General features: G+C 65.1%; 23 protein-coding genes. 3 read left to right on the forward strand and 20 right to left on the reverse strand.

All coding sequences use genetic code 11. The annotated features are described in order from the left end of the window. The 10 genes from F791_RS0110420 to F791_RS0110465 form a co-directional block, all read right to left on the reverse strand. A partial coding sequence (locus F791_RS0110420) for a retention module-containing protein (RefSeq protein ID WP_026333027.1) occupies positions 1-2092 on the reverse strand: 2092 nt, incomplete at its 3' end. 309 nt (positions 2093-2401) lie between these two features. After that, positions 2402-3016 (reverse strand): response regulator transcription factor, encoded by a 615-nt coding sequence (locus F791_RS0110425; protein WP_019592544.1) that lies wholly within the window; start codon positions 3014-3016, stop codon positions 2402-2404. A gap of 5 nt (positions 3017-3021) precedes the next feature. Beyond that, complete coding sequence (locus F791_RS0110430) at positions 3022-4446, reverse strand: HlyD family type I secretion periplasmic adaptor subunit (RefSeq protein WP_012982711.1); 1425 nt, start codon at positions 4444-4446, stop codon at positions 3022-3024. Continuing rightward, on the reverse strand, positions 4443-6614 hold the full coding sequence (locus tag F791_RS0110435) for a type I secretion system permease/ATPase (RefSeq protein ID WP_019592545.1): 2172 nt from the start codon (positions 6612-6614) through the stop codon (positions 4443-4445). The genes F791_RS0110430 and F791_RS0110435 overlap by 4 nt, the downstream gene beginning before the upstream one ends. Before the next feature lie 215 nt (positions 6615-6829). After that, positions 6830-7357 carry a tRNA adenosine(34) deaminase TadA gene (gene tadA / locus F791_RS0110440; RefSeq protein WP_018994934.1) on the reverse strand — a complete coding sequence of 176 codons (528 nt, stop codon included), beginning with the start codon at positions 7355-7357 and terminating at the stop codon, positions 6830-6832. Further along, positions 7347-7850, reverse strand: a complete 504-nt coding sequence (locus tag F791_RS0110445) for a glutathione peroxidase (protein WP_018994933.1) — start codon at positions 7848-7850, stop codon at positions 7347-7349. The genes tadA and F791_RS0110445 overlap by 11 nt, the downstream gene beginning before the upstream one ends. Next, complete coding sequence (locus F791_RS0110450) at positions 7843-8496, reverse strand: ABC-type transport auxiliary lipoprotein family protein (protein WP_018174240.1); 654 nt, start codon at positions 8494-8496, stop codon at positions 7843-7845. The genes F791_RS0110445 and F791_RS0110450 overlap by 8 nt, the downstream gene beginning before the upstream one ends. A gap of 2 nt (positions 8497-8498) precedes the next feature. After that, complete coding sequence (locus tag F791_RS0110455) at positions 8499-9512, reverse strand: MlaD family protein (RefSeq protein ID WP_019592546.1); 1014 nt, start codon at positions 9510-9512, stop codon at positions 8499-8501. Then, complete coding sequence (locus F791_RS0110460; RefSeq protein WP_018649476.1) at positions 9509-10288, reverse strand: ABC transporter ATP-binding protein; 780 nt, start codon at positions 10286-10288, stop codon at positions 9509-9511. Before F791_RS0110460 ends, F791_RS0110455 begins: the two co-directional genes overlap by 4 nt. A 3-nt stretch (positions 10289-10291) precedes the next feature. Then, positions 10292-11440, reverse strand: coding sequence for an ABC transporter permease (locus F791_RS0110465; RefSeq protein WP_019592547.1), 1149 nt, complete (start codon positions 11438-11440; stop codon positions 10292-10294). 139 nt (positions 11441-11579) lie between these two features. Here F791_RS0110465 and F791_RS0110470 point away from each other — a divergent pair, with 139 nt between their 5' ends. Genes F791_RS0110470 through F791_RS0110480 form a run of 3 tightly spaced genes read left to right on the forward strand, consistent with a single transcriptional unit; the run spans position 11580 to position 15561 of the window. Then, positions 11580-12506 carry a MoxR family ATPase gene (locus tag F791_RS0110470; protein ID WP_018139360.1) on the forward strand — a complete coding sequence of 309 codons (927 nt, stop codon included), beginning with the start codon at positions 11580-11582 and terminating at the stop codon, positions 12504-12506. Next, positions 12488-13522, forward strand: a complete 1035-nt coding sequence (locus tag F791_RS0110475; protein WP_019592548.1) for a DUF58 domain-containing protein — start codon at positions 12488-12490, stop codon at positions 13520-13522. The genes F791_RS0110470 and F791_RS0110475 overlap by 19 nt, the downstream gene beginning before the upstream one ends. Further along, complete coding sequence (locus tag F791_RS0110480) at positions 13519-15561, forward strand: DUF3488 and transglutaminase-like domain-containing protein (RefSeq protein WP_019592549.1); 2043 nt, start codon at positions 13519-13521, stop codon at positions 15559-15561. The genes F791_RS0110475 and F791_RS0110480 overlap by 4 nt, the downstream gene beginning before the upstream one ends. Positions 15562-15666: 105 nt before the next feature. Here the strand turns inward: F791_RS0110480 and iscR are convergent, their stop codons facing one another. From iscR to F791_RS0110530, 10 genes are all read right to left on the reverse strand, one after another. Beyond that, positions 15667-16146 carry a Fe-S cluster assembly transcriptional regulator IscR gene (gene iscR / locus F791_RS0110485; protein WP_018139357.1) on the reverse strand — a complete coding sequence of 160 codons (480 nt, stop codon included), beginning with the start codon at positions 16144-16146 and terminating at the stop codon, positions 15667-15669. Positions 16147-16444: 298 nt separating this feature from the next. Further along, positions 16445-17038, reverse strand: coding sequence for a L,D-transpeptidase (locus F791_RS0110490; protein ID WP_018994926.1), 594 nt, complete (start codon positions 17036-17038; stop codon positions 16445-16447). Positions 17039-17048: 10 nt separating this feature from the next. Next, on the reverse strand, positions 17049-18557 hold the full coding sequence (gene purF / locus F791_RS0110495) for an amidophosphoribosyltransferase (protein ID WP_018139355.1): 1509 nt from the start codon (positions 18555-18557) through the stop codon (positions 17049-17051). 29 nt (positions 18558-18586) lie between these two features. Beyond that, positions 18587-19165: a CvpA family protein gene (locus tag F791_RS0110500; protein ID WP_018139354.1), complete on the reverse strand. Its 579-nt coding sequence runs from the start codon at positions 19163-19165 to the stop codon at positions 18587-18589. A 94-nt stretch (positions 19166-19259) separates the two neighbouring features. Beyond that, positions 19260-19841, reverse strand: coding sequence for an SPOR domain-containing protein (locus F791_RS0110505; RefSeq protein ID WP_018139353.1), 582 nt, complete (start codon positions 19839-19841; stop codon positions 19260-19262). A gap of 102 nt (positions 19842-19943) precedes the next feature. Continuing rightward, on the reverse strand, positions 19944-21266 hold the full coding sequence (locus F791_RS0110510; protein WP_019592550.1) for a folylpolyglutamate synthase/dihydrofolate synthase family protein: 1323 nt from the start codon (positions 21264-21266) through the stop codon (positions 19944-19946). Positions 21267-21274: 8 nt separating this feature from the next. Beyond that, the gene (gene accD, locus F791_RS0110515; protein ID WP_018139351.1) at positions 21275-22231 is read right to left on the reverse strand and encodes an acetyl-CoA carboxylase, carboxyltransferase subunit beta; all 957 of its coding nucleotides are present in this window, start codon (positions 22229-22231) and stop codon (positions 21275-21277) included. Positions 22232-22266: 35 nt separating this feature from the next. Further along, on the reverse strand, positions 22267-23100 hold the full coding sequence (gene trpA / locus F791_RS0110520) for a tryptophan synthase subunit alpha (protein WP_018994923.1): 834 nt from the start codon (positions 23098-23100) through the stop codon (positions 22267-22269). Continuing rightward, on the reverse strand, positions 23097-24305 hold the full coding sequence (trpB, locus tag F791_RS0110525) for a tryptophan synthase subunit beta (RefSeq protein WP_018139349.1): 1209 nt from the start codon (positions 24303-24305) through the stop codon (positions 23097-23099). The genes trpA and trpB overlap by 4 nt, the downstream gene beginning before the upstream one ends. After that, positions 24302-24931 (reverse strand): phosphoribosylanthranilate isomerase, encoded by a 630-nt coding sequence (locus F791_RS0110530; RefSeq protein WP_019592551.1) that lies wholly within the window; start codon positions 24929-24931, stop codon positions 24302-24304. The genes trpB and F791_RS0110530 overlap by 4 nt, the downstream gene beginning before the upstream one ends. Positions 24932-24991: the final 60 nt, after the last annotated feature.

Here is a 24991-nt window from a genome sequence, read left to right on the forward strand (position 1 = left end):
CCGTAAAGCTGTTGGCCTCGTCCTCACCGATCACCTGCGTGCCCGTTACCGTCACGCTGGCTCCCGCCGGATCGAACTGACCATTACGGATCGCCTGCGCACCGGCCTCGCTCAGCACCACCGCATCACCGGCTTCGTTCAGCTCGAAGTACCCCTGCTCATTGCCTCCGGTGATTTCATAGCTCACCTCACCGCCCAACTCCGGATCGATCCCGGCGTAGTCGGTTTCGCTGCTCAGCGTGAATGCCAGCTGCCCTTCCGAGGCCTGGTCACTGCTATCCAGGTCCAGCGCCGCCGTCACCGTCACATCCAGAGTCGGCTCCGGCATCGGCACCTCGATACCCGCTTGCGCGTCATCGCTCAGCACGAACGGATTCACGCCGTCCTCGGCGATCGTGACCGTGCCTTCAACCGCCGCCATCAGACCATCCAGACCGACCTGGCCGTTGCGGATGGCCGCAGCACCGTCCTCGGTCAGCACCACATTGGTACCGTCCAGCGCCAGATAACCGTTGCTGTCCTCAGTCAGCGACAGGGCGATTTCGCCCGCCAGATCACCATCGATGCCGTCCAGGCCCAGATCCGTGGTGACTTCGAACACCACATCGCCCGCGCCTGCCGCCTGCGGCCAACCCTCGGTGGCACCATCGGCCAGGGCAAGATCCACCGTCAGCTCAGGATTCGGCACCGGCACCATGACACCGCCTTCGGCACTGGCTTCAAGCGTGAAGCTGTTGACAAGGTTTTCCCCAATGATCAGCGTCCCCTCGATGGTGACATTGAGATCGTTACCGGAAACCTGCCCGTTCTGAATCGCTTCCGCGCCTGCCTCGGTGAGCACAACCGACCAGTCGCCCCAGTCACTCTGCGAAAGTTCGAGGTATTCGCTGTCACCACCGACGATCTCGTAGGCGAACTCGCCGAGCGAGGGGTCAATGCCATCAAAGTCCGACTGCGGACTAATTCCGAACACCAGCATGCCAGCCTCGACCTCCGAGGAGGGGAAGCCAAAGTCCCCGGGGAATGGGGCATTTACCTCCTCGCTCAGTGCCTGCAGGCCGAATCCTTCATCCCCAGGCAGCTGTTCGACCGGGGGCATCGGGAAGACTTCTCCCGGCCATAGCTGAAATTCAAATGTCGGTTCAGGCACCTCGACCGCGACCATTGAGCTCTCAGTGGCTGACACTGGACCGATCCCTTCGATCTCGACCGTTCCCTGAACGTCTACGGAGAATTCGTTGTTAGGAACCTGACCATTCTGAAGCGCCCATGCGCCTTGTTCGGTCAAGACGATGGCCGGATTCCCATCGGCATCCGCGCCAATCGCCAAATAGTCCGAGTCGCCACCAACGATTTCGTATTCGATCGGGCCAGCGGCGGAGTCCGGCAGTCCATCGAGGTCCAGCGTGCTGTCGAGGCTAAACACCACCATGCCCGTGCCAGGCTGTTCAGACGGCTGCACGTCGCCCTGTTGGGAAAGGACGGCCACCGAGTCCTGCATCTGGGGACGAAGCTCCGAGCCCATCCGTTCTACCAGTTCACTGACCGGTGTAACGGAGATTAAGAGACTTGGTGCCGCAGCCATGTCGTCCGTGGTTTCGTCGCTATCCGCGAGCGTACCCCCACCATCGCCAGCATCGCCGGGGCCACCCAGGACGTTGGGGTCATAGGCATACTCGATCTGGCCGACCTCTTCGGAGCCACGAGCGATTCGGACGAAGCCCCCGCCCTCGCCGGCTGCGCCGCCGTCGGCACCGGCGGCCGGGGCTTCGATGATGTCGGTGATGTCTTCACCGCGATCCAGGGCGGCGATGATCTCTTCGACGGTGGCGTCGGCGATCTCGCCTTCCTCGGGCGCGGGTTGGGCGGATTCCGCCAGATCGTCGGTGATGGTGGCGGACTCGTTGCCCGCGAGGGACATGGTGGAGCCGTCCTCGAAGGCCATCTCGATGAAGGCGCCGTCTTCGGCGATGACTTCTTCGCCGTAGAAGATCTCGTCTCCGGGTTGCAGGACGCGGGTGTTGCCGTCCTCGTCTCGAGCAATGACGGTACCCACCACGGATTCGACGGTAGCTACGACGACTTCAGACATGATCTTCTCCCTGGATTCAGAATTAGTTCACAGTTTTCGATGGGTACGAGCCTAGGGGAGTCGGCGTTGGCACGACAGGTGTACCGAAGTACAGGGTTTGTGGGGTTATGGGAGAACCGATATGAGGCTCGGTTGGATGAAAACGGATGGAAGCTGCGGGGCGCGGGGGCTGGATTGATGCGATTCGCTGTGCTCATCGCATCCTACGACCCTCGTCAAACGAAGAGGGATAGCGTCACGTAGGATGCTGATAAGCGCCGCGAATCGCATCACCGCCGCTGGAGGCGAGCTACGCGTATCGCACCTGAATCAGACGGTCGGGTGCGATTCGCGCAGGCGGGTCAGGTGGAGCACAAGCTGAACGCGGTCATCCACGTTGAGCTTCTTGAAGACGGAGCCGAGGTGCATCTTGACGGTGCGTTCGGTCATGCCGAGCTGGCGCGCAATCTCCTTGTTGTGCGCCCCCGTGGTCACGGCCAGGGCAACTTCCCGCTCGCGGGGCGTAAGGTTCTCGAACCCCTCCGGCGGTGTTTCCAGATCGCGGGGCTGGGCGCTGCGGACTGTGCGAATCATCCGAGTCATCAGGTCGGGACCCACCCACAAGCCACCCCCGGTGACGGTGGCTGCGATCGTTCGCAGCTGGGCGACGTTGGCCAGTGTATGGCAGTAGCCGTGGGCCCCCGCGTCGAATGCACGGATGCCTTCTTCGTCATTCGGGTGTCGCGACTGCACAATCACCCGATGCACCAGAGTCCTTTGTTTGACGTAGTCCTCCCAGTCGGCCAGATCCGTACCAATCCAGCAGGCTTCGGTGCCCTCCGGCAGGGTCGACGGAAATGGCGGGCGCAGCACCTGGGCATCCGGAAAGGCCTCTACCCAGCGCGACGACGGCCGCGACGCTCGGTCCATCATAAAGATCTGCATGTTGCTCAGCGCTCCGTAAAAGCCAGCTCGCCCGCGCGGAGGATCGGCTTCAGCAGGTACTGCAGGATGGTGCGACGCCCGGTGATGATATCCACCTGCGTGACCATCCCGGTCATGATCGGATGCTCCTCGTCGAACCCAGTTTCCTCGGTTCTTACGCGGACCTTGTAATAGGTGTTGCCGTCGTCGTCGGTAATCGTGTCCGGGCTGATGTGCTCCACGGTGGCATCCAGGCCGCCGTAGATGGCGAAGTCATAGGCGGTAAACTTCACCTTGGCGTTAAGCCCCGGGCGCAGATAGGCAATATCACGGGGCGATACCCGCGCCTCGATCAGCAATTCGTCCTCCAGCGGCACCACCTCGGCCACCTCGCGCCCAGGCGAGATCACGCCACCGCGCGTGGTGATGAACATCCGCTGCACAATCCCCGCCATGGGTGATCGCACCTCGGACAGCCGCACGCGATCCTCCAGGCCCTCGGTGCCCTCGGCCAGCTCCTGCAGACGCCCAAGGGTGTCGGCGAGCTCCGAACGCCACTGATTGCGGAAATTCAGCCGGACTTCGCGGATCTTCTCTTCCGCTTCCTCGATCGCGGCGTCCAGACGGGCAATCTGCGCCGTCGCCTGATCACGATCGCCGCGGGCGTTGGAGACTTCGCGCCGCAGGCGCAGGATCTCCACTTCGGATACCGCCCCGCTTTGCACCAGCGGTTCGGTGACCTCCAGCTCGCGACTGGCCAGCTCCAGGGCACGGATGGCCTGGCTGCGTCGCGCCCTTACCTCGTTCAGCTCCTCGCGCCTTTGCCGCATCTGCTCTTCGGCAATGCGAATTCGCGAGCGCAGCTCATCCAGGCTTTCTTCGTAAAGCTGCTGTTCCTGCTCGACGATGGCCTGTGGCCCTTCCTGCAGGTCTGGTGTGATCAGGAACGGGGTTTCCGTCAGCAGCGCCATCAGGCGCGCCCGGCGCGCCTTCAACGCGAACTCGCTCGCCCTCGCCTCGCCCAGGTCGGACAAAAACCGCGTCGGGTCCACACGCACGAGCACGTCGCCCTGTTCCACGACATCCCCCTCGCGCACCAGCACCTCGGAGACCACGCCCCCGTCCATCGACTGCAGCACCTGAAGGTTCTGCGACGGGATCACCCGCCCATCCGCGCGGGCCACCTCGTCAATCTCGGCAACGGAGGCCCAATAAACCAGCAGGCCCAGCGTAATCAGGATCCCGTAGAGGAGCGCGCGGGCGCGGATCGGACGCTCCTGTATCTGCGTCCAGTCGGCGTCCGATGCCCAGTTGCGGTGGTCGCCACCACCCTTGGTCAGCCACGGGCGAAAGATGCGGTCCACCATCGGTGCACCAACCTTTCCGGTCTGATCCATACCGCGGCCAAGCGCCTCGAATCCCTGGCCGTCCCTGCGCGTGCGCTTGCTCATGCCTGCGCCTTGCCCACGCGGCCTTCCCGCAGCGCCTGGATCACCTGCTCCTTCGGCCCGTCGGCCACCACACGGCCCTGATCCAGCACGATGATCCGGTCCACCAGCTCTAGCAGCGAGGTGCGGTGCGTGACGATCACGGTCGTCCGCCCCTGGATGAATTCCGCCAGACGGCGCTTCATGCCCTGCTCGGTGGAGTTGTCCATGGAGCTTGTCGGCTCGTCCATCAACAGCATGCTGGGCTCGTGCAACACGGCCCGCGCCACACCAACACTCTGCTTCTGCCCGCCCGAAAGCCGGCCCCCGCGCTCCCCGACCTGCAGATCGACACCTTCTGGGTGGGTGTTAATCAGGTCCTCGATCCCGGAGATCGCGATCGCCTTGCGGATCGCCTCGTCGCTGGCCAGAGGATCGGCCGCCACCAGATTCTCGCGCAGGCTCCCGTAGAACAGCGTGACCTCCTGGCCCACATAGCCCAGCGACCGCCTCAGCTCGGCCGGGTCCAGCTGGCGTACGTCAATCCCGTCCACCAGCACCGCCCCGGAGGTCGGCTGATAAAGGCCCATGATCAGCTTGGCCAGCGTGCTCTTGCCCGAGCCCACGCGCCCCAGCACGGCGACGTGTTCGCCCGCCTCGATCTTCAGCGAAACCCCCTGCAGTGCCGGCGTGGCGGACTCGGGATAGGCGAAACCGACATTGCGAAACTCGATCGCGCCCTCGAAGCGATCACGACTCAGGAAGTGCGAGTCCGCCGGGCGCTCGACCGGCAGCGCCATGATCTCGTTCAGCGAACCGAGCGCGGTCGAGGCCTGGTGATACTGCATCAGCAGCCCGGCGGTCTGACTAATGGGCGCCATCGCGCGCGAGGAGATCAGGTAGGCGGCAATCAGCCCGCCCATCGAGAGATCCCCCTCCATCAGCAGGAACACGCCGAGCACGATGATGGCGACGCCGACCGTGTGCTGCGCCCACATCGCCGTGTGCGTCACGCTTGCGGTCAGCAGTCGATTCTGCGCATTGGTCCGGGCTAGGTGCGTCGTGGCGCGTTCCCAGGTCGCCTGCACCCGGCCCTCCGCTCCAAGGGCCTTGAGCGTCTCGGCCCCCGTCAGGCTCTCGACCAGCGTCGAATTGCGCTGCGCCGCCACGCGGTAGCTCTCCTCCGCGAGTCCGTGCAGCTTGCGATGGATGGCGGTGGCATAGAACAGCAGTAGCAGCGCGCCAATAGCCACGGGGATCGCCAGCGGCCAGGCGATCAACGCGATGATGGCGATGAACATGAACGCGAACGGCAGATCGACAAAGGCGATGATCGTTGCGGACGATATAAAGCTACGCACCGACTCGAACGCGCCGATATTGGATGCGAACGAGCCGACTGAGGCTGGGCGGTTCTCCATGCGCAGCCCAAGCACGCGTTCCATGATGTGCGAAGAGAGCTTTACGTCCGCGCGCATCGCCGCCTTGTCGACGAAGTGGCTGCGCATGGTGCGCAGGATCAGGTCCGCGATCAGCACGATCACAACACCCGCCGCGAACATGAACAGCGTCTCGGTCGCGTGGTTCGGGACCACGCGGTCGTACACGTTCAGCACGAACAGGGGCATTGCCAGCGCGAACAGGTTGATCATCACCGCCGCGATCAGCACATCCCGATACAGCGGCCGGTTCTCGCGAATCACCCGCCAGAACCAGTGCCCCTTGCTCTCCTTCGAGACCCGCGGGGCGCGGGCATCCATGCGGAACTCGGGCCGCACGTAGATGGCCCGCCCTACGTAGCGCTCTTTCAGCCGCTTCAGCGGCACATCGATGACCGCATCACCCAGCTCGGGATCGATGACCCGGGCCACGCTCTTGTCGTCGTTCCAGCCGACCAGCACCCAGGCTTCGTTCTGGTCAAGCAGCAGCAGCGCGGGCAGCAGGTCGTCCTTCAGTCCGCGGGCGTCGCGGGTAACGGTGCGTGTGGTCAGTCCGGCCCGCTGTGCCGCACGCGGGACCAGGGAGGGGCACAGCCGCCCGTCGTCCAGCGGAAGCCCCGCAAGCGCGGAATCCGGGGTCAGGCGCAGCCCGTGCATGCGGGCGATCAGGATCAATCCACCGAGAAGGCTGTCCGAACGGCCCTCCCCATCCACGATCGGGAACTCCGGCTCGCGGTCATCCACATCGCCCATGGACCCCGACTCGGGTGTGCCCGTGGCCGGGTCCAGTACGGGATCCCCGCGATCGTCATTGGAAGGAGGCTGGCTAATCGGTACACCCCTGTGGCCGGACACAGAATCTCGGCATCCGCGCGCACTGTTGATGTGCAGAACGTGAACGCCTTCTCATATTTGCTTGATTCTGCGCCCCAACGTACCGCCGGGCAACGCCTTTACATCACGGGGATCTAACGCTTTCGGCGTAGACGAAAGAAATTGCGCAACAGCTCGGCAGAACGCTTCGCCGCCACGCCTTCGATGCATTCCAGACGGTGGTTATGAGCGGGGTGATGAAGCAGGTCGATGGCGCCTCCGGCGGCCCCTGTGCGAGGGTCCGAAGCTGCAAACACCAGCCGCTCCACCCGGGCGTGGATCATCGCCCCCGCACACATCGAACACGGCTCGAGGGTTACGTAGAGCGTGGTACCGGTCAGCCGATAGTTGGAACACCGCTTTCCGGCTCTACGGAGGACTCTAATCTCGGCGTGCGCAGTGGCGTCATGCTCGCCGATCGGTGCGTTGTGGGCGACGGCCAGACAATAACCCTCCGCATCCACCAGAACAGCGCCCACCGGCACCTCGCCGACCTCCGCGGCCCGCTCGGCCTGCGCAAGGGCGACATCCATCCAGTAGGCATGCGCACCGGGTTCCGTGGGCGCCGGACCGCGCTCGCCGGGTTCCATGCTCCGCGCGTCGGACGCGACCTCAGCCGCCATCGCCCGGGCGCGGTGCGGCGAGTGCGCGCTCGATCACGTCGGCCAGGTCCTGCGGCTTGCGCTGGGGCGCAAAGCGGTCGAGTACGGAGCCATCACGACCGACCAGAAACTTGGTGAAGTTCCACTTGATCCCCTGCGTGCCCAATGCGCCGGGGGCCTGCTGCTTGAGGTGCTGGTACAACGGGTGCGCACCCTCGCCGTTCACCTCGATCTTGGCAAACACCGGAAACTCGACCCCGAAACGCACACCGCAGGCCTGTATGGCCTCCGCATCACCCGGCTCCTGCCTGCCAAACTGGTTGCAGGGGAAGCCGAGCACGTGAAAGCCGCGTCCGGCGAACTGTTCCTGCAGTGCCTGCAGCCCCTCGTACTGCGGGGTGAATCCGCATTCGCTGGCCACATTGACGATCAGCAGGACATCCCCGCGATACGTCCCCAGGGGCTGTTCGGTGCCATCCGCTGCCGGTACCGAGAAGTCGAAGACATCAGTCATCGCGCGCCGCCTCGACATCTTCCAGGATCGCATCCTCCAGATCCGCCAGGACCTCGGCCGTCGCGCGCGACAGAGCCCCCACCAGCTGCGAGGCCGAGCGCCGCTCCAGCGCCTGCTCGGATTCCAGATGCACCAGACGACTGCGATCGCCCTGGCTCAACTGGGCGCGCAGACCCATGTGCCCGGTCCCCGTCACGGCCAGCCCATTGGATTCGACGGCTTCAGCCCCTTCTAGATCACCGTACAGCGCGGTGATCAGGACATGGACCCGCACGGCAGGACGCCCCTGTTCGCGCACCGCCGATGCGTTGTCGACCAGCTCCAGCGCGGCACCATTGCGCGTCCAGCGTTCCCGCAGCAGCTGCTCAAGCTGCTCCGACGGCTTCAGGAACCATTCGTTGTAGTAATCCGACTCGTACTGGTGATTCCCCAGCCTGTATACCAGCCCATTGCCGGCATAGGCCGGAGCGACCCGGACCGACCCCAGTTCGACGGCCACCGGCTCCTCCGCCGTCCGTGCGGGTGGCTCGTCCGGCAACTCCAACAGATACCAGGAGCGATCGAGCGGCTCGCGGTCCGGCAACAGCGTGCAGCCACCCAGGACCAGCGCGGCGAGCATCAGGATCGGCACTTTCCACCAGTTCATGCTTACTCCTCGTCCATGCGGCTGCGCGGTGGCGGGGCACCGAACAGCGCACCACCGGGGTTGCGGCGTACATCATCCGACAGGCCGCGCAGGCCCGAGATCGCGCCTTGCAGCTCGTCCAGGGTCTCCAGCAACTTCGACTCGCTAACATCCATGCCGCGATCAAGGCGTTCGACCATCGAGTCCATGCGCTCGACCAGGCCCGCGACATCGGCCGCCTCGGCCGTACGACGCAGCTCCTGGATCGCCTTGCGGGTCTCGGTCGGAAGTGCCTGCGTGTCCGGATGCTCGACCAGGCTCTCGACCGACTGCATCACCCGATCAGCCGTGCGCATGGTCTGCTCGAGTTCCGAGATCAGATCATCCGCGCGCTGGTTCAGCCCTCCGGTGTCCAGACTGGACACGGTGTCGTCGACGGTCACCAGCAAAGAGTTCAGGTTCTCGATCACGCCCTCGATGTCCAGTCCGTCGATGCGCATAAGCAGATTCTCGGCGTACTCCATGAACTGCACGGCGATACTCGGGGACGACGGGATGTAGATCGACCGTGGTTCCCAGTCGTGCTCCAGCGGTGGGTGTTCTTCCGGATCGGAGAAATCCGCCTCCAGATAGTTCATGCCCGTGATGCCCTGTGCCGCGATGCGCACACGCAATCCTGCATCCACCAGGTTTTTCAGGACTTCCGACTCAAAATCCTGCTCGCGGGCACTGGCCGCGAAGCGGTCTGGCCAGAGTCGGGCCTCGACCATCACATAGCGTTTGCGCTCGCGCGGATCCACGTCTTGCTGGTATTCCACCGAGGTAAAGCCCAGATTGGTGATCTCGCCAATCGTCACTCCGCGGAACTTCACCGGCGCACCGATCTCCAGCCCCTGCACGGATGAATCCACGTAGGTCTCGATCGGGATCGATGCGCGAAAGATATTGCCTGCGGTCATGATGATCAGCGCGGTCACCAGCGCCACCAGGCCACCGACGATGAACAATCCCAGGCGAAAATGTTGTCGGGCACTCATGTAGATCTCTCTTCGGAGTCGGCCGAATCGGCCCGCTGCAGGAACCGCTTTACCCACGGGTGATCGGATGTGTCACGCAGAGTCGCCGGGTTCCCTTCGGCAACGATGCCCTTGCTTTCCTTGTCGAGCATAATGACCCGGTCGGCAATCGCAAAAATACTGGCCAGCTCGTGGCTGACGATCACGATGGTCATGTCCAGGCTGCGGGCCAGCCGCAGAATCAACTGGTCGAGCTCCGCCGAGGTGATCGGATCCAGCCCGGCTGAAGGTTCGTCCAGGAACAGCACTTCCGGGTCCAGCACCATCGCACGCGCGATCGCCGCACGCTTCTGCATGCCACCACTGATCTCCGAGGGCATGAAGTCCGCGAACTCGCCCAGCCCGACTAGCTGCAGTCGCGCCTTGGCGATTGCGTCCATCGCCTCGCGTGGCAGGTCGGTATGGACCTCCAGCGGCAGCCGGACGTTCTCCAATAGTGTCATGGAGCCAAACAGCGCCCCCATTTGGTACATCACGCCCACCCGGCGCAGGATCGCCTCGCGCTCTTGGCCATCGGCCGTGGTGATGTCGGCACCGGCCACCCAGATGTTTCCCTTCTGTGGCGTGTACAGTCCGATCATGTGCTTGAGCAGCGTACTCTTGCCGCTCCCGGAGCCGCCGAGGATCACGAAGATCTCGCCGCGCTGGACGTCGAAGTCGAGGTCCCTCATCAGCACAAAATCACCGAACCCCATGGTGAGGTCGCGCACCCTGATGACCGGCTCTGCGTTCGCCACCCGTCAGACCCCCATGTGATAGAACAGGACGGCGAACAGGCCGTCGAACACCACAATCAGGATGATCGACGTCACCACCGCGCTGGTGGTGGAGATCCCTACGGCAGCCGCCCCGCTCGCCGTTTGCAGCCCGCGCAGGCAGCCCACACCCGCGATCAGCAGGCCGAAGATCACGGCCTTGAACAGCCCCGAGAACAGATCCGACAGGCTGAGTGCGACGGTCACCTGATTGAAGAACGCCGTCCAGGGGATCCCGAAGCCCTGCATCACCACTGCAGCGCCCAGCAGGCCAATCATGTTCGCGTACAGCGCCAGCAAAGGCGCGACCAGAATGCCGGCGAGCACCTTGGGCAACACCAGAAAACGAACCGGGTCGAGCCCCATGGTCTTCAGGGCGTTGACCTCCTCGTTCACCTTCATCGTGCCGATCTCGGCGGCGAACGCCGCCCCGGAGCGCCCGGCCAGCAGGATCGCCATCATCAACGGCCCCAGCTCGCGGAACAGCGAAACCGCCACCAGATTAGCGACAAAGATCTCGCCACCAAACTGCCGCATCGCGATCGCGGACTGGAATGCCAGGATCACGCCCAGCAGGAAGGCAATCAGGGAGACGATGGGCAGCGCCTGGAATCCGGCCGCCTCGGCGACCCGGAAGGTATCGCCCCAGCGAACCTGTCGGGGATGCACCAGCGCCGAACCCAGGGCCCGTGTCAGTTCGCCAATGAACCCGAACTGCGAATAGGCCGCCTGCCCGACCCGGGACACCGCCTCCAGCGACTGGGCCCACAGTCCCCCACGTGTTTCGTGACGTGCCGGTTCAACGGTTTCCAGCTCTCGGTACGGGGTCAGCTGCTCCTCCACCAGGCCCTGGACACCCACCAGGTCCACCTTGCGCCCCGCCCGCTCGATATCGCGCTCCAGGGCATGGAGTAACGCCGCCCCGGCACCGTCGCAATATTCGAGGTCCCCGACATCCAGCGTCACCGCGGCCTGCGTACCCTGGGCCAGCTCGCGGGCGCGGCGGCGCAGAGGCGACCAGGCCCGCTCCACTGCATGCACGTCCAGCCGACCGGCCAGGTGCAGGCGGGCATCCGGCGAGGCTGTGGCATCATAGTGAAACGTCTGGCCCGAATCGGCGGCCTGCTTGTCCATACTGTCGCTCGTGGGGCAATTGCGGCCATGGTAGCCGCAAACTCACCCGGCACGCGAAGCGGGGCTTAAATCTTTCCCACGCATCACGCTGATCGGTCTGCCCCTTTTCCGCCCGACACCATCCACCACGAGGAGCCCAATGCCCGCGGCCAACGAAGCTCTCCACCAGGTCGAAAGCGCGCTGAACGACATCCTGCTGGGCAAACCCGATCGGGTCCGGCTGGCGTTGACCTGCCTGCTCGCCAATGGCCACCTGCTGATTGAAGACCAGCCGGGCGTTGGCAAGACAACCCTCGCACACGCGCTGGCCGCAGCGATGAACCTCGATTACCGCCGCGTGCAATTCACCAGCGATCTCCTGCCCGGCGATGTCCTCGGGGTGTCGGTGTTCGAGCAGAGCTCCGGCGAGTTCCGCTTTCACCCCGGCCCGATCTTTACCCAGGTTCTGCTGGCCGACGAGATCAATCGCGCACCCCCCAAGACCCAGAGCGCCCTGCTCGAGGCGATGGAAGAACGTCAGGCCAGTGTGGAGGGCGCAACCCGCCCCCTGCCCCAACCGTTCTTCGTAATCGCCACGCAGAACCCGGAAGAACAGGTCGGCACACATCCCCTGCCGGAATCCCAGATGGATCGCTTCCTGATGCGCATCGAACTGGGCTATCCCGATGCCCGTGCCGAGCGCGCGTTGCTCGAACGCGGCGGTGGCGCGGCGGCACCCGTTGCGCATCCTGCCCCGAGCGCGATCGTCACACCCGAGGACCTGCAGGGCTGGCAGTCCCGAATTAACCAGGTGCATGCCGAGCCAGTGGTGCTGGACTATCTGCAGGACCTGATACAGGCGAGCCGCGACCGCGCACGCTTTGCCCACGGGCTCTCGCCCCGCGCCGGGCTCGGCCTGCTGCGCGCCGCACGGGCCCATGCCTTTCTCGATGGGCGCGACTACGTCACTCCGGATGACCTGGCGGACGTCCTGCCGGCCGTGTCCGGCCATCGGATCCGAGCCCGCGAACCGGACACCCCCGCACGCACGGTGGAACGGCTGTTGGAATGCGTGCCGGTTCGTTAGCCCTGCACAAGCGCTTCCGATCGCACGGGCAACGCCTGCGTGAAGGCGTGATCCGCTGGATCACGCGGCGCCACCGCGACGATGGCTCGGAGGCGACGCTTGGCCGCGACCGCATCTACATCCTGCCGACCCGGGCCGGTTACACCCTCCTGGCGATCCTCGGGGTGATGCTGCTGGGGGCGATCAACTACTCCAACAACATGGCGTTCCTGCTGACTTTTCTCCTGGTCGGGATCGGCCATAACGCCATCTGGTATACCCATCGCAACCTGCTCGGGCTCAAGGTGTCGGCGCTGCCCACCACACCGGTGTTCGCCGGACAGCCGTTGTCCGTCTCCCTGCGCCTGGAGGATACGCGCGGCCGCGACCGGGAAGCCCTGCACCTGAGCATTGGCGAATACACAAGCGTGCCCGTTGCAGTACCGGCCCGCGGGCAGCAAGTCGCCAGCCTGCCCCTCCCGCCGCTCGGCCGCGGAGTCTACCGGCTACCCCGCCAACACCTGGGCACCCAGTATCCGCTCGGCATCCTGAATGCCTGGAGCTGGCTTGGGTTGGCCGCCGAAATCCTTGTGTACCCGCAACCCGTGGACCCGGGCACCGCCCATACCGGTCTCGGAGACGAGGCCGGCCCCCAGCGGCGTCAGGAAGCCTCCACACCCGATCACATCCGCCCGTACCGCCCCGGAGACCCGCCCGGCCGGATCCTGTGGAAGGCCCTGGCCCGCACCGGCAAGCTGCACATCCGCGAAACGGTCGCAGGAGGCCGTGACACGCTCTGGATCGACTGGTCCTCCATGCCAGCCAGCGACACCGAGACGCGCCTCTCCATGCTCTGCCACCAGATCCTGGCCGCCGAGGCCGAAGGCCGCGCCTGGGGGCTGCGCCTGCCCGACCAGATCCTCCCGCCCGGACAAGGCCCGGCGCAGCGGGAGCGGGGTCTTCGCGCCCTCGCCGAATTCCGCTTCGAGCCGATCCCCTTGCCGATCCCAGAAACTCCCAGGAGAACGAAGGAGTGAACCGCGCAGGCCAGCACCGATCACCGGAACTACGAGGCCTGGAACTCGCCCTCCTGGCCCTGCCGGTGGCCGCGCTCCCGCATGCCTGGCACCAGCCACCGTGGGTGACGTTGCTCGTGGCGGCCGCCATCCTGCTGCGGACCTGGCTCCATCTGCGCGACCGCAAGCCGCCCGCCCTTGGTTTGATGGCCCTTCTGGCCGCGTTCGCGGGGGCAATGACCTTTCTGCAGTACGGGACCCTGTTCGGGCAGGAAGCGGGTACCGCGCTACTGCTGGTCATGATGGCCCTCAAACTGCTCGAGACCCGTAACCGGCGGGATATCGTGATCGGCCTGTTCCTTGGCTACTTCGTGGTCGTCACGACCTATTTCTTCGATCAGTCGCTGCTGATCGCTGCGTGGTCCCTGCTGTCCGCCTGGCTGCTGACCGCCGCCCTGGTCCAGGTACACGCCGGACGCGCCCTCGAACGGTGGCGCCTGGCGAAGCAGTCCGGCTGGATGATCGTCCATGCCCTCCCGTTCATGCTGATCCTGTTCCTCGCCTTCCCGCGCGTTCAGGGACCACTCTGGGGCGATCCGCAGCGTGACGAGGTGGCCACCACGGCCCTCTCGGGCGAGCTGAATCCCGGCGACATCGCGGAACTCCTGCAGGACCAAACCACCGCGATGCGCGTCCAGTTCCACGACACCGTGCCACCGCCCCCAGCCCAGTACTGGCGTGCACTGGTCATGACGGACTTTGACGGGCGGCGCTGGCAGGCCGAAGGCGGCCAGTCCAGCATCGAGGTCCCGGAAGCCGACGCCCCGGACAACGTGGTGGCCTATACCGCCACGCTGGAACCCACCCGTGTGCGTTACCTGCCGGTGCTCGACTATCCCGTTTCGCTGCCGGATAACGCCGAGTACCGCGACAACCATCAGGTCATACGCGATCGACGCATCGTGAACCGCATCCAGTACGACGCCGAGGCCGACCTGTCGCGCCCACCGGGTGGCGAGGAAGCCCTAAGCAGCTCCGCCCGTGAACGCGCCCTTGAACTCCCACCCAGCGCAGCCCCTCGCTCCCGTGCCGAGGTCGCCCTCTGGCGCGCCACGCATGGCGATGATGACCGCGCGATCATCCAGGCCGCCCTGAATCGCTTCGCCGCCGCCCCCTATCGCTATACCCTGCAGCCCCCCACCCTCGCGGGGGATGTCACCGACCAGTTCCTGTTCGAAACCCAGGCCGGTTACTGCGAACACTATGCCTCCGCGTTCGCCGTGCTGATGCGCTCGGCGGGGATCCCGACCCGCGTGGTCACGGGCTACCAGGGCGGGGAATGGATGCAGCGGGGCGAATATCTGCGCCTGCGAAACGCCGACGCGCATGCCTGGAACGAGGTATGGCTGGATGGCGAGGGCTGGATTCGCGTCGACCCCACCGTGGCGATCGCTCCGGAGCGCATCGAGGCCGGTATTGGCGGCCTGACCGGTGGCGAGGGCGAATCCGTGCCCGATTTCCTGCGCCGTGACGGGCTGGGCTGGGTGCAACAGCTTCGGTTTGGGTTCGAAGACTGGCGCGATTTCGCCCGGTTCCGCTGGGAGAGCTGGGTGCTGGCATTCGATCCCGAGCGCCAGCGCGAGCTCTTCGCGCGTTTCGGGCTCGACGCAACGGACTGGCGCGACATCGTCACGGCACTGGGCGCGGGGTTTGGGCTGCTGGCGGTCGCGGCTCTGGCCTGGGCCGGCTGGCGCCGACCTCGTCGTCCCCTCGACGCAGCGGATCGACTCCTGCAACGCCTGTCCCGTCGCATCGAACGCCAACAGACGGGACTCGGCCGCCACGCACACGAGCCCGTCGTCACCTGGACCCGACGGATCAAGGCTGCACGGCCCGATCTCGCGCCCATCGTCGACGCCTTCGCCGAGCACTACAACCTGGCCCGCTTCGCGCCCGCGCGGCCCGACGACCGGGCCGGACATCTGATGGCCCTGCGCCGCCTGGCTGCATCCGACCTTCGGAAGCCACCCGTCGGCCAGCCTGCACCGCGGACGACATAGGATGCGCCAATGGAAAAGGCCCGGCCGGATTCAGCACCCGGTCGGGCCTTCAGGTCTTGCGCAGCGGCGCCGGGAGCCCCGGGCCGCTGGGTCGTCCGGCCGCTATCAGGCCGCGTCGTTACGGAAGATGAAGTGGTGCCGCGCGCCGCGGCGCTCATCCTGACGACGAGCGACCTTCTGCACTTCCGGACGGTTGGCAAACTGCGCCAGCGTAATGCCGTCGAGGAAGTCGTACAGCTGCTGGCTCAGGTCATCCCACAGCTCGTGCGTCAGGCAGCGTTCGCCATGCTGGCAGTCCTTGTGACCCTTGCAACGGGTCACGTCGACTGATTCATCGACTGCCGTGATGATGTTGGCAATGCTGATCTGGTCCGCACGCTTGGCCAGGCGGTAACCGCCGCCGGGCCCCCGCACGCCTTCCACCAGGTCAGCCTTGCGCAGCTTTGCAAACAGTTGTTCCAGATAGGACAACGAGATGCCCTGGCACTGCGAGATGTCGGCCAGGGTCACCGGTCCGACCCGATCATGGATCGCGAGATCCATCATGGCGGTCACCGCGTAGCGGCCCTTGGTTGAGAGTTTCATGTCTTAAAGCCTCCGAGAAACCGTGATCGTGCGTGTCGAGGTCGACATCCATTCACAGATTCGAATCCGTTCACCTTTCCTGACAATCATAGTCAGGAATAATTCCCTTTTTACCTGACAGTTGTTGTCAGGAATAATTCCCTGATTGTATCAGGCGATTGCCGCGAATTCACGTACGCCAAACGCAGGTTATTGTGAGAGCCGTCTGATGCTGACGGAGTTCCCTCGGAAATTGTTAGAAAATTAGGGATTTCTGGATCACGCCGAACGCGAGCCGCGCTGGGCCGCCGGACGTGTGCTAAACCGGAAGGATACGACCGGTTTCGTAATCCGGGCCGTTCAGGATCACGACGAGGGTCCCCACCGGGAGGCGAGGAAACAGTTCGATGACCTCGTCGTTGCGCATACGTACGCACCCTACGGAGGCCGGCTGGCCGATCCGCCCCTCTTCATCCGTACCGTGGATGTAGATGTAGCGGTGGTAGGAATCGATGCTGCCCCCACGATTGAGGCCAGGCTCCAGGCCCTCGAGCCAGAGGATGCGCGAGGTGATGTTGTCGCGCTGGCTGCGCTCGCCTTCGCCGGTCAGGATCTCGGCAATCTCGCCAGTGTTCGCGCGCGCCCGGAACACTGTGCCGCGCTCGGCACCATCGCCGAAGCGCTCGGCAATGCGATGCAGCCCCAGCGGCGTCTTGTACGTGCCATCCTGGTTCCCGATGCCTCGCTCGGAGGTCGAGACATCGAAGATTTCCGTGACCTTGCCGTCTTCCCACACGTACAGGCGCTGCTGGTCCACGCGCACCACGACCGCCGGCAAACCTTCGCCGCTTCCCGCCTGTTCCCGCGCCGCTTCCACGACCGGTTCGATCCACTGCAAACTCGGCAAGGTCACTACTCTCTCGTCACTTCTTGTTGGCCAGATCCAGCACCTCGCCCGCCACGGGCGTATTCACCAGTCCTTCGCCCCGCAGCGAGGCCAGATACTCGAGGTAATCAGGGGGCAATCCAGTCACGTACTCGCCGGTAAACACGGAGCAGTCGAAGGTCTCGATGTTTCGGTTCCCCCGCCGCACGGCCTTTTGCAGATCTTCCAGGTCCTGGTAGATCAGGCGGTCGGCGGCGATCGCCTCGCATACTTCCTGTTCGTCTCTGCCATGGGCAATGAGTTCATGCGCCGCGGGCATATCAATCCCGTAGACATTCGGATAACGCACCGGGGGCGCGGCGGAGGCGAAGTAGACCTTCCTGGCCCCGGCCTCGCGGGCCATCATGACGATCTCGCGCGAGGTGGTTCCGCGCACGATCGAGTCGTCCACCAGCATCACGTTCTTGCCCCGAAACTCCAGCGAAATCGCGTTGAGCTTCTGGCGTACCGATTTCCGCCGCTTCGTCTGGCCCGGCATGATGAACGTGCGGCCGATGTAGCGGTTCTTGATGAACCCCTCGCGATACTTGATGTTCAGTTCGTGCGCCATCTCCAGCGCCACGGTGCGGCCGGTATCAGGGATCGGCACGATCACGTCAATGTCATGATCCGGCCAGATGCGGCGGATCTTCTCGCCCAGCGCGGTGCCCATGCGCATGCGCGCGCGGTGCACAAACACGTTGTCGATCACCGAATCGGGCCGGGCAAAGTACACATGCTCGAAAATGCAGGGGTTGAGCTGGGTGTCCTCGGCGCAGACGCGCGTCGAGACCTCGCCCTCGGGGGTAATGAACACGGCCTCGCCGGGCGCCAGGTCGCGTTCCAGCTCGAAGCCCTGGGACTCGAGCGCGGCGCTCTCGGAGGCAACCATCCATTCTCGCCCGCCCTCCTCGGCTTCACGCGAGCCATAGACGATCGGACGGATACCGTTCGGGTCGCGAAAGGCCAACAGGCCGCGCCCGGCGATCATCGCGACCACGCCGTAAGCGCCCTTGGCGCGCTCGTGCACGCGTTCGACTGCGTTAAAAACGGAGTCGGCGGTCAGACCGTTATCCAGATAGCGCAGGAGCTCCTGCGCGAAGACGTTCAGCAGAATCTCGGAGTCGGAATCCGTGTTGATATGCCGACGATCGGTCGCAAACAGGGCCTGTTTCAGTTCGCGGGCATTGGTCAGGTTGCCGTTATGTCCCAGCGTAATACCGAACGGGGAGTTCACGTAGAACGGCTGGGCCTCGGCAGAACTGGAGCTCCCGGCGGTCGGATAGCGCACATGACCAATGCCCATGTTGCCGATCAGCCCCTGCATGTGCTGGTCGTTGAATACATCCCGCACCAGGCCGTTGTCCTTGCGCAGGTGCAACCGACCCTCGTCGTCGCAGGTCACGATCCCGGCGGCATCCTGCCCGCGGTGCTGCAACACCAGCAAGGCATCATAAAGCGGCTGATTCACCGGGCCACGCCCGACGATTCCGACTACTCCACACATACGGCTCAGGGCTCCATCAAGGCGATCGACTAGAGATCTTCGGCGGGGGGTTCGGGTTGTGGTGCCGGCGCATCATCGGCAGGGGCATCCGGAGGCGGTTCTACAGGATCGGAGGCCAGCAGCTCACCAATCTGTTCCTGCCAGCCCTCCGGCAATTGCGCGATCATCCAGTCGACCAGACGCTCGAACTCGGGGATCAGGCGGCTGTTTTCCCACCAGCCCTCCTCGGGCATCAAGGTCAGGGACGCAGCGAAAACCAGCACGGCGACCAGTACCACCCCGCGCAGCAGACCAAAGATTACGCCGAGCGAGCGGTCGGTACCCGTCAGGCCACTCCCGCGTACGAGACGATTGGCCAGCACTCCGAGAATGCCGCCCACAATGAGGACCCCGATGAAGATCAGCGCGAACCCCACGCCCAAGCGCAAAGTGGCATCCGACAGCGCCTGCGGCAGGACTTCGGCAACCTCGGCGGCATGTCGAATACCCAGCCAGATGCCCACAATCCAGGTCGCGAGCGAGAACGACTCGCGCACGAAGCCACGAAACAGACTGATAAGCCCCGAGACAACGATCAGGGCAACAATGACCAGGTCGATCCAGTTCACGCGCGGCGGACTTCGGGTGCGAAAAGGCTGCGTAGTGTACCGCAGCGAATCGCAATTCGCAGGCGCTCGCCCGCGCTTGTGGAATGCCCGGACCTCACGGGAAGGTCACCACGATGCCGGTAATATCGAGCTCGTCCTTCAGCTGCTCGCCCAGCTTCTGGGCCTCGTCGCGCTGCGCCACCGGTCCAACCTTGACTCGATAGATGCTGCGCCCCTCAGCCTCCGACTCGTCGATGAACGCCGGCAAGCCGGCCTCGCGCAAGCGCGCCTCCTCCTCGCGCGCATTGTCTCCGTCCCGATAGCTGCCCACCTGGACAGCCCAGCCGGCCTCGATCGCCCTGGACTCCGGAGCGGCTTCCACTGGTTCGGGGATCGGCCCATTGTCCTTGTCAGCTGCGGTCTCGCGACCCTCCTCGCCGTTCTCCAGCGCATGCAGGTCAGCAATTCGGCTCTCCCCTTCCCCCTCACGCTCGGGTCGCGGAGGCGTTGCCTCGCGTTCGGAAGGAAGCGCGATATCGGGTGCGGCGAAGGTCGGGGCATCGGGGACCGGGTCATCGATACCACTCATGTGTTCATAGCCCGCGCCATCAAACAGCCACGGGAGAAAGATCACGGCGATCACGATCAGGATCACCGCGCCTGTGAGGCGAAAGCGAATGGGATTATCGGTGGTCATGCCATGTTCGCATTGGGGTCCCGTGCGTCGGGTCTTCCCAGCGACCTTACGCCGCACGCGCCCGCCCGGGCAAGGCGAATGATCCGCTTCAGCCTCGCCATGTCACACTCCCTCCGCTACCGCTGAGTCCGGGAGTGACTCTCTCAAGGCCGCAGCAGCCAGCTTCGGTGCCTGTTCAAGGACCGCAGCCACCGTGTGAAACGAGCCGAATACGACGCAACGACCCTGTGAACCTGCCGATTCGGCGGCCTGTTTCAAGGCCTGCTGGATATCGCCAGCCGGACGGACCCCGGACTGACCCACCTGTTCCAGCTCCCCGGCCAGATCGGAGGCAGGAAGGGCCCGAGGGAGATCGAGCGGTACCGGAATCCAGATATCGATTAGCCCGTCCAGGTCGCGCCACATGGCACTGCGATCCTTGTCGGCCATCACCGCCACCAGCGCAACGGTCGGGCCTGCCGACGGGTTCTCGCGCAGCCAGCGGGCGAGCTCGGCGACGGCCTGGGCGTTGTGCGCCACATCCAGCAGCCAATCGGGCGGGCCATTCAGGCGCTGCAGACGGCCCGGCGGGCGCACCTTCAGAGCCCGCTCCATTGTGGCCGCACTCAGCCCGGCGTCCATGCCAAGCGACTCGACCACCGCCAGCGCGGTGGCGGTATTTGCCAGCGCCGCACCACTCAGCCCACGCGCCAGCGGGACATTCCACTCGACCTGGGCCCCATTCCAGCGCCAGACGAGCCGCTCCTGTTCAACCAGCAGGTCGAAATCGCGGCCCAGGCGGACAGTACGACACGCAAGCGCCTGGGCATGGTCCAGCACACTCTGGGGAGGCGACAACTCGCCGAGCACCACGGGGCGCCCCGCACGCATGATGCCGGCCTTCTCGTGCCCGATCACCTCGCGCGAATCACCGAGCCAGGCCTGGTGGTCGAGATCGACGGCGGTAACCGCCGCCACATCCGCATCCCAGATGTTCACAGCATCCAGCCGTCCACCAAGCCCGACCTCCAGCACCTGCACGTCGACCCGAGCCTCACGGAAGAGCCAGGCCGCAGCCAGGGCTGCAAACTCGAAATAGGTCAGCGAATCGTGACCCCGAGCCTGGTCGATCGCCTCGAATGCCCGGCACAGGTCTGCGTCCGAAGCCGGGCGGCCGTTCAAGCGGATACGTTCGTTGTACTGGAGCAAATGAGGAGAGGTGAAGAGCCCGACATTCAGGCCCTGGGCCTGCAACAGCGCTGCCGTGCGCGTGGTGACCGTGCCCTTGCCGTTGGTCCCCGCGACAATGACCGTACGGCGCGCCCCTGGACCACGCAGCCCCAGCCGATCGGCGACCAGGGCGATGCGCTCCAGGGTGAGGTCCATCCCCACCGGGTGCAATCGCTCCTGGAAGGCCAGCCATTCAGCCAGTGTGGCGTAGCGCACGGATGGAGTCAGGTAGAGCGCGGGGCATCCGTCGATTCGCCGGTGTCCTCCGCACGAATCACTTCCACCTCCGGCTCTTCTTCCTCGACCGGAGGCGCCTCGGGGGCCGGGGCCGGCCCGTGCGTCAGCATGCCGAGCACAGAGGCCAGACGACGGCGCATCTCGCCGCGTTCAATGATCATGTCGACCGCACCGTGCTCGAGCAGGAACTCGGACCGCTGAAAGCCCTCCGGCAACGTCTCGCGGACGGTCTGCTGGATCACGCGCGGACCGGCAAAACCGATCAGGGCGTTGGGTTCGGCGACGTTGATATCGCCGAGCATCGCAAGGCTCGCGGAGACGCCGCCCATGGTGGGGTCGGTCATCACCGAGACGAACGGGATACGTTCCTCGCGCATCCGCGCCAGCACCGCGCTGGTCTTGGACATCTGCAGCAGCGAGAACAAGGCCTCCTGCATCCGCGCCCCGCCAGACGCACTGAAGCAGACCAGCGGAATGCGCTGCTCCAGAGAACGGTTGGCACCGCGGACAAAGCGCTCGCCCACCGCAGAACCCATGGACCCGCCCATGAAGCGGAAATCAAAAGCGGAGGCCACCAGCGGGCGCCCCATCAGCTGGCCCTGCATGACGACCAGCGCGTCGCGTTCGCCGGTCGACTTCTGCGCGGCGACCAGACGGTCCTTGTATTTCTTGGAATCGCGGAACTTCAGGACGTCGGAAGATTCGATCTGAGCGGCGATTTCCTCGCGCCCCTCCTGATCGAGGAAGGTCTCCAGACGACGCCGCGCGCTCATGCGCCGGTGATGCCCGCATTTCGGGCAGACATCGAGATTGCGTTCCACCTCGGGGCGGTACAGCGTGGCGTCGCAGCCCTCGCAGCGCACCCACAGCCCCTCGGGCACGCCCCGCTTGCTGCTGTTGTCGGTACGGATGCGCGAAGGCATCAGTTTTTCAAACCAGCTCATCCTGAATCCCTTAGTCCTGCGAGCGCCGCATTCTACTACACCGACGCCTCGACGCCGGACGCGCGCACGCGGTCCATCTCCACGCGCATCCCCGCGACGACCTCGGACGCGGCATGAGCGAAACCGACCGGGTCACCGTCAAATTCCTCGGCGAGACGCACGATCGCGCTGCCCACGACCACGGCATCGGCCACGCGCGCGACCCGCCCGGCCGTCTCGGCGTCGCGAATTCCAAAACCCACACCCAGCGGGAGATTCGTATGCTGGCGAATGGCCTCAAGGCGCTCGGCCAGCGCGGAGGTATCCAGCGTCTGCGAACCAGTCACGCCCTTGAGCGACACGTAGTAGATGAACCCCCGCCCCGCGCGCGATACATGGGCAATGCGTTCGTCCGAGGTCGTGGGCGCCACCAGGAAGATCGGCGCGATCTGCGCGTTTTCCAGCAGCCCCGCGACGTCGTCGCATTCCTCGGGCGGCAGGTCCACCGTCAGCAGGCCGTCCAGCCCCGCCTCACGGGCCTTTTCGGCAAAAGTCTCGTAACCCATCCGCTCGACCGGGTTCAGATAGCCCATCAGCACCACCGGCGTCTCGGGATCGGTCTTGCGAAACTCGGCGACCATGCCCAGCACATCCCGCAGGCTCGTGCCGTAGCGCAGCGCCCGCTCGCAGGCCTTCTGGATCACCGGCCCATCCGCCATCGGGTCGGAGAACGGAACCCCCAGCTCGATCAGGTCCGCACCGGCCTTCACCAGCGCATGCATCAGCGGCACGGTGGCGGCCGGCTCCGGGTCTCCCGCGGTCACATAGGGCACCAGCGCAGCACGGTTCTCCGACCGCAGCTTGGCAAAACGTTGCTCGATGCGAGTCATAGCGTGATTCCTTCGCGTTCCGCCACGGTGTTGAGGTCCTTGTCACCCCGGCCCGACAGGTTGACGATGATGCTCTGGTCCGGGCGCATGGTCGGGGCGAGCTCCAGGACATGCGCGATGGCGTGGGAGGTCTCGAGTGCCGGGATGATGCCCTCGGTACGGGTGAGCCGATGAAAGCCCTCCAGCGCCTGGTCGTCGGTCACGGCGACATAGCGCGCACGGCCCGTATCCTTCAGCCAGGCGTGCTCAGGTCCGACGCCCGGATAATCGAGCCCGGCGGAGACCGAGTGCGTCCCGACGATCTGCCCATGCTCGTCCTCCATCAGGTAGGTGCGGTTGCCATGCAGCACGCCCGGCTGCCCCGCACAGAGCGGAGCCGAATGCCGGCCGGACTCGATGCCCGCGCCCGCGGCCTCGACGCCGATCATTTCCACGGACTCGTCATCCAGAAACGGATGGAACAGGCCGATGGCGTTGGAGCCCCCACCTACGCAGGCCACCAGGGCATCCGGCAGCTTGCCGGTCATCTCCAGGTGCTGCTCCCGCGCCTCACGGCCAATCACGGCCTGAAAGTCCCGCACCATGGCCGGATACGGATGCGGACCCGCGACGGTACCGATGATGTAGAAGGTGTCGTCGACATTCGTGACCCAGTCGCGCATCGCCTCGTTCAAGGCGTCCTTCAGCGTGCGCGTGCCCGATTTCACCGCGACTACCTCGGCCCCTAACAGACGCATACGGAAAACGTTCGGAGTCTGGCGGCGCGTGTCCTCCTCGCCCATATAGATCACGCATTCCAGCCCCAGGCGCGCGGCCACGGTCGCGGTGGCCACGCCATGCTGGCCGGCACCGGTCTCCGCGATGATGCGGGTTTTGCCCAGGCGCTTGGCCAGCAGGGCCTGACCGATGGTGTTGTTCACCTTGTGCGCGCCGGTGTGGTTCAGGTCTTCGCGCTTGAAGTACACCTGCGCCCCGCCCAGCTCCTTCGACAGGCGCTCGGCGTGGTAAAGCGGATTGGGTCGCCCGACGAACTGCTTCAGATCATGGTCCAGCTCTGCCATGAAATCGGCATCGCCCATGTACTGCTCGTACGCCTTTTGCAGCTCGTCCAGCGCACCCATCAGCGTCTCGGACACAAAGCGCCCGCCATAGGGCCCGAAATGCCCGCGGGCATCCGGGAACGCCGCCCAGTCGATCTTGCTCATTCGTTCACCTCGCATTGGCGCACGGCCTTCACAAAGGCCTCCATGCGCCGTGCATCCTTGATTCCCGGGCCACTCTCGACCCCGGAGCTTACGTCGACCCCGTACGGGCGCAGGTGTTCCAGCGCCTCGCGTACCGAATCCTCGTCCAGCCCCCCGGCCAGCAGCCAGGGCCGGTCCAGCCCATCGGGCACCGTGTCCCAGTCGAACCGGTGGCCGGAACCGCCACTACGTCCGGCTCCATGGCTGTCCAGCAGAAAGCCCTGCGCCTGGGGGTGGGCGTCCATCACCGGCCGCGGATCACCCGTCTCGTTCATCGACACCGCTTTGAGATAGGGGTACCCGAAACGCGCACATTCCGTTGCCGATTCATGACCGTGGAACTGCAGGCAGTCCAGGCGCACCCCGGAAAGGATCTCCTCGAGGCGCGCCGGCTCCGGATCCACGAACAGCCCCACCGTCGTCACGAAGGGCGGCAGCGCCGCAGCGATCTCCGCCGCCTGGTCGGGCTCGACATAACGGCGGCTGGGCGGATGAAACACCAGGCCAATCGCGTCGGCCCCGGCACGCGCCGCGGCCACCGCCTGCTCCGGCGTCGTGATCCCGCAAATCTTTACCCGATAGCGCATCCCGCTCCGGCCTCATTCATCAAGCGCCAAAGCCTACCAGAACCGCGGCCCGCGACCCCT

Source organism: Thioalkalivibrio sp. ALRh (genome assembly GCF_000381425.1).
Taxonomy (GTDB): Bacteria; Pseudomonadota; Gammaproteobacteria; order Ectothiorhodospirales; family Ectothiorhodospiraceae; genus Thioalkalivibrio.

What these genes read in the sequence shown, in the direction of transcription:
- F791_RS0110530 (WP_019592551.1), bottom strand. Translation starts at nt 24,931, where the DNA reads ATGCGCTATCGGGTAAAGATTTGCGGGATCACGACGCCGGAGCAGGCG.
- F791_RS0110425 (WP_019592544.1), bottom strand. Translation starts at nt 3,016, where the DNA reads ATGCAGATCTTTATGATGGACCGAGCGTCGCGGCCGTCGTCGCGCTGG.
- F791_RS0110435 (WP_019592545.1), bottom strand. Translation starts at nt 6,614, where the DNA reads ATGGGCGATGTGGATGACCGCGAGCCGGAGTTCCCGATCGTGGATGGG.
- F791_RS0110445 (WP_018994933.1), bottom strand. Translation starts at nt 7,850, where the DNA reads ATGACTGATGTCTTCGACTTCTCGGTACCGGCAGCGGATGGCACCGAA.
- accD (WP_018139351.1), bottom strand. Translation starts at nt 22,231, where the DNA reads ATGAGCTGGTTTGAAAAACTGATGCCTTCGCGCATCCGTACCGACAAC.
- trpB (WP_018139349.1), bottom strand. Translation starts at nt 24,305, where the DNA reads ATGAGCAAGATCGACTGGGCGGCGTTCCCGGATGCCCGCGGGCATTTC.
- F791_RS0110505 (WP_018139353.1), bottom strand. Translation starts at nt 19,841, where the DNA reads ATGACCACCGATAATCCCATTCGCTTTCGCCTCACAGGCGCGGTGATC.
- trpA (WP_018994923.1), bottom strand. Translation starts at nt 23,100, where the DNA reads ATGACTCGCATCGAGCAACGTTTTGCCAAGCTGCGGTCGGAGAACCGT.
- F791_RS0110450 (WP_018174240.1), bottom strand. Translation starts at nt 8,496, where the DNA reads ATGAACTGGTGGAAAGTGCCGATCCTGATGCTCGCCGCGCTGGTCCTG.
- F791_RS0110475 (WP_019592548.1), top strand. Translation starts at nt 12,488, where the DNA reads ATGCGTGCCGGTTCGTTAGCCCTGCACAAGCGCTTCCGATCGCACGGG.
- F791_RS0110470 (WP_018139360.1), top strand. Translation starts at nt 11,580, where the DNA reads ATGCCCGCGGCCAACGAAGCTCTCCACCAGGTCGAAAGCGCGCTGAAC.
- tadA (WP_018994934.1), bottom strand. Translation starts at nt 7,357, where the DNA reads ATGGCGGCTGAGGTCGCGTCCGACGCGCGGAGCATGGAACCCGGCGAG.
- F791_RS0110465 (WP_019592547.1), bottom strand. Translation starts at nt 11,440, where the DNA reads ATGGACAAGCAGGCCGCCGATTCGGGCCAGACGTTTCACTATGATGCC.
- F791_RS0110455 (WP_019592546.1), bottom strand. Translation starts at nt 9,512, where the DNA reads ATGAGTGCCCGACAACATTTTCGCCTGGGATTGTTCATCGTCGGTGGC.
- iscR (WP_018139357.1), bottom strand. Translation starts at nt 16,146, where the DNA reads ATGAAACTCTCAACCAAGGGCCGCTACGCGGTGACCGCCATGATGGAT.
- purF (WP_018139355.1), bottom strand. Translation starts at nt 18,557, where the DNA reads ATGTGTGGAGTAGTCGGAATCGTCGGGCGTGGCCCGGTGAATCAGCCG.
- F791_RS0110430 (WP_012982711.1), bottom strand. Translation starts at nt 4,446, where the DNA reads ATGAGCAAGCGCACGCGCAGGGACGGCCAGGGATTCGAGGCGCTTGGC.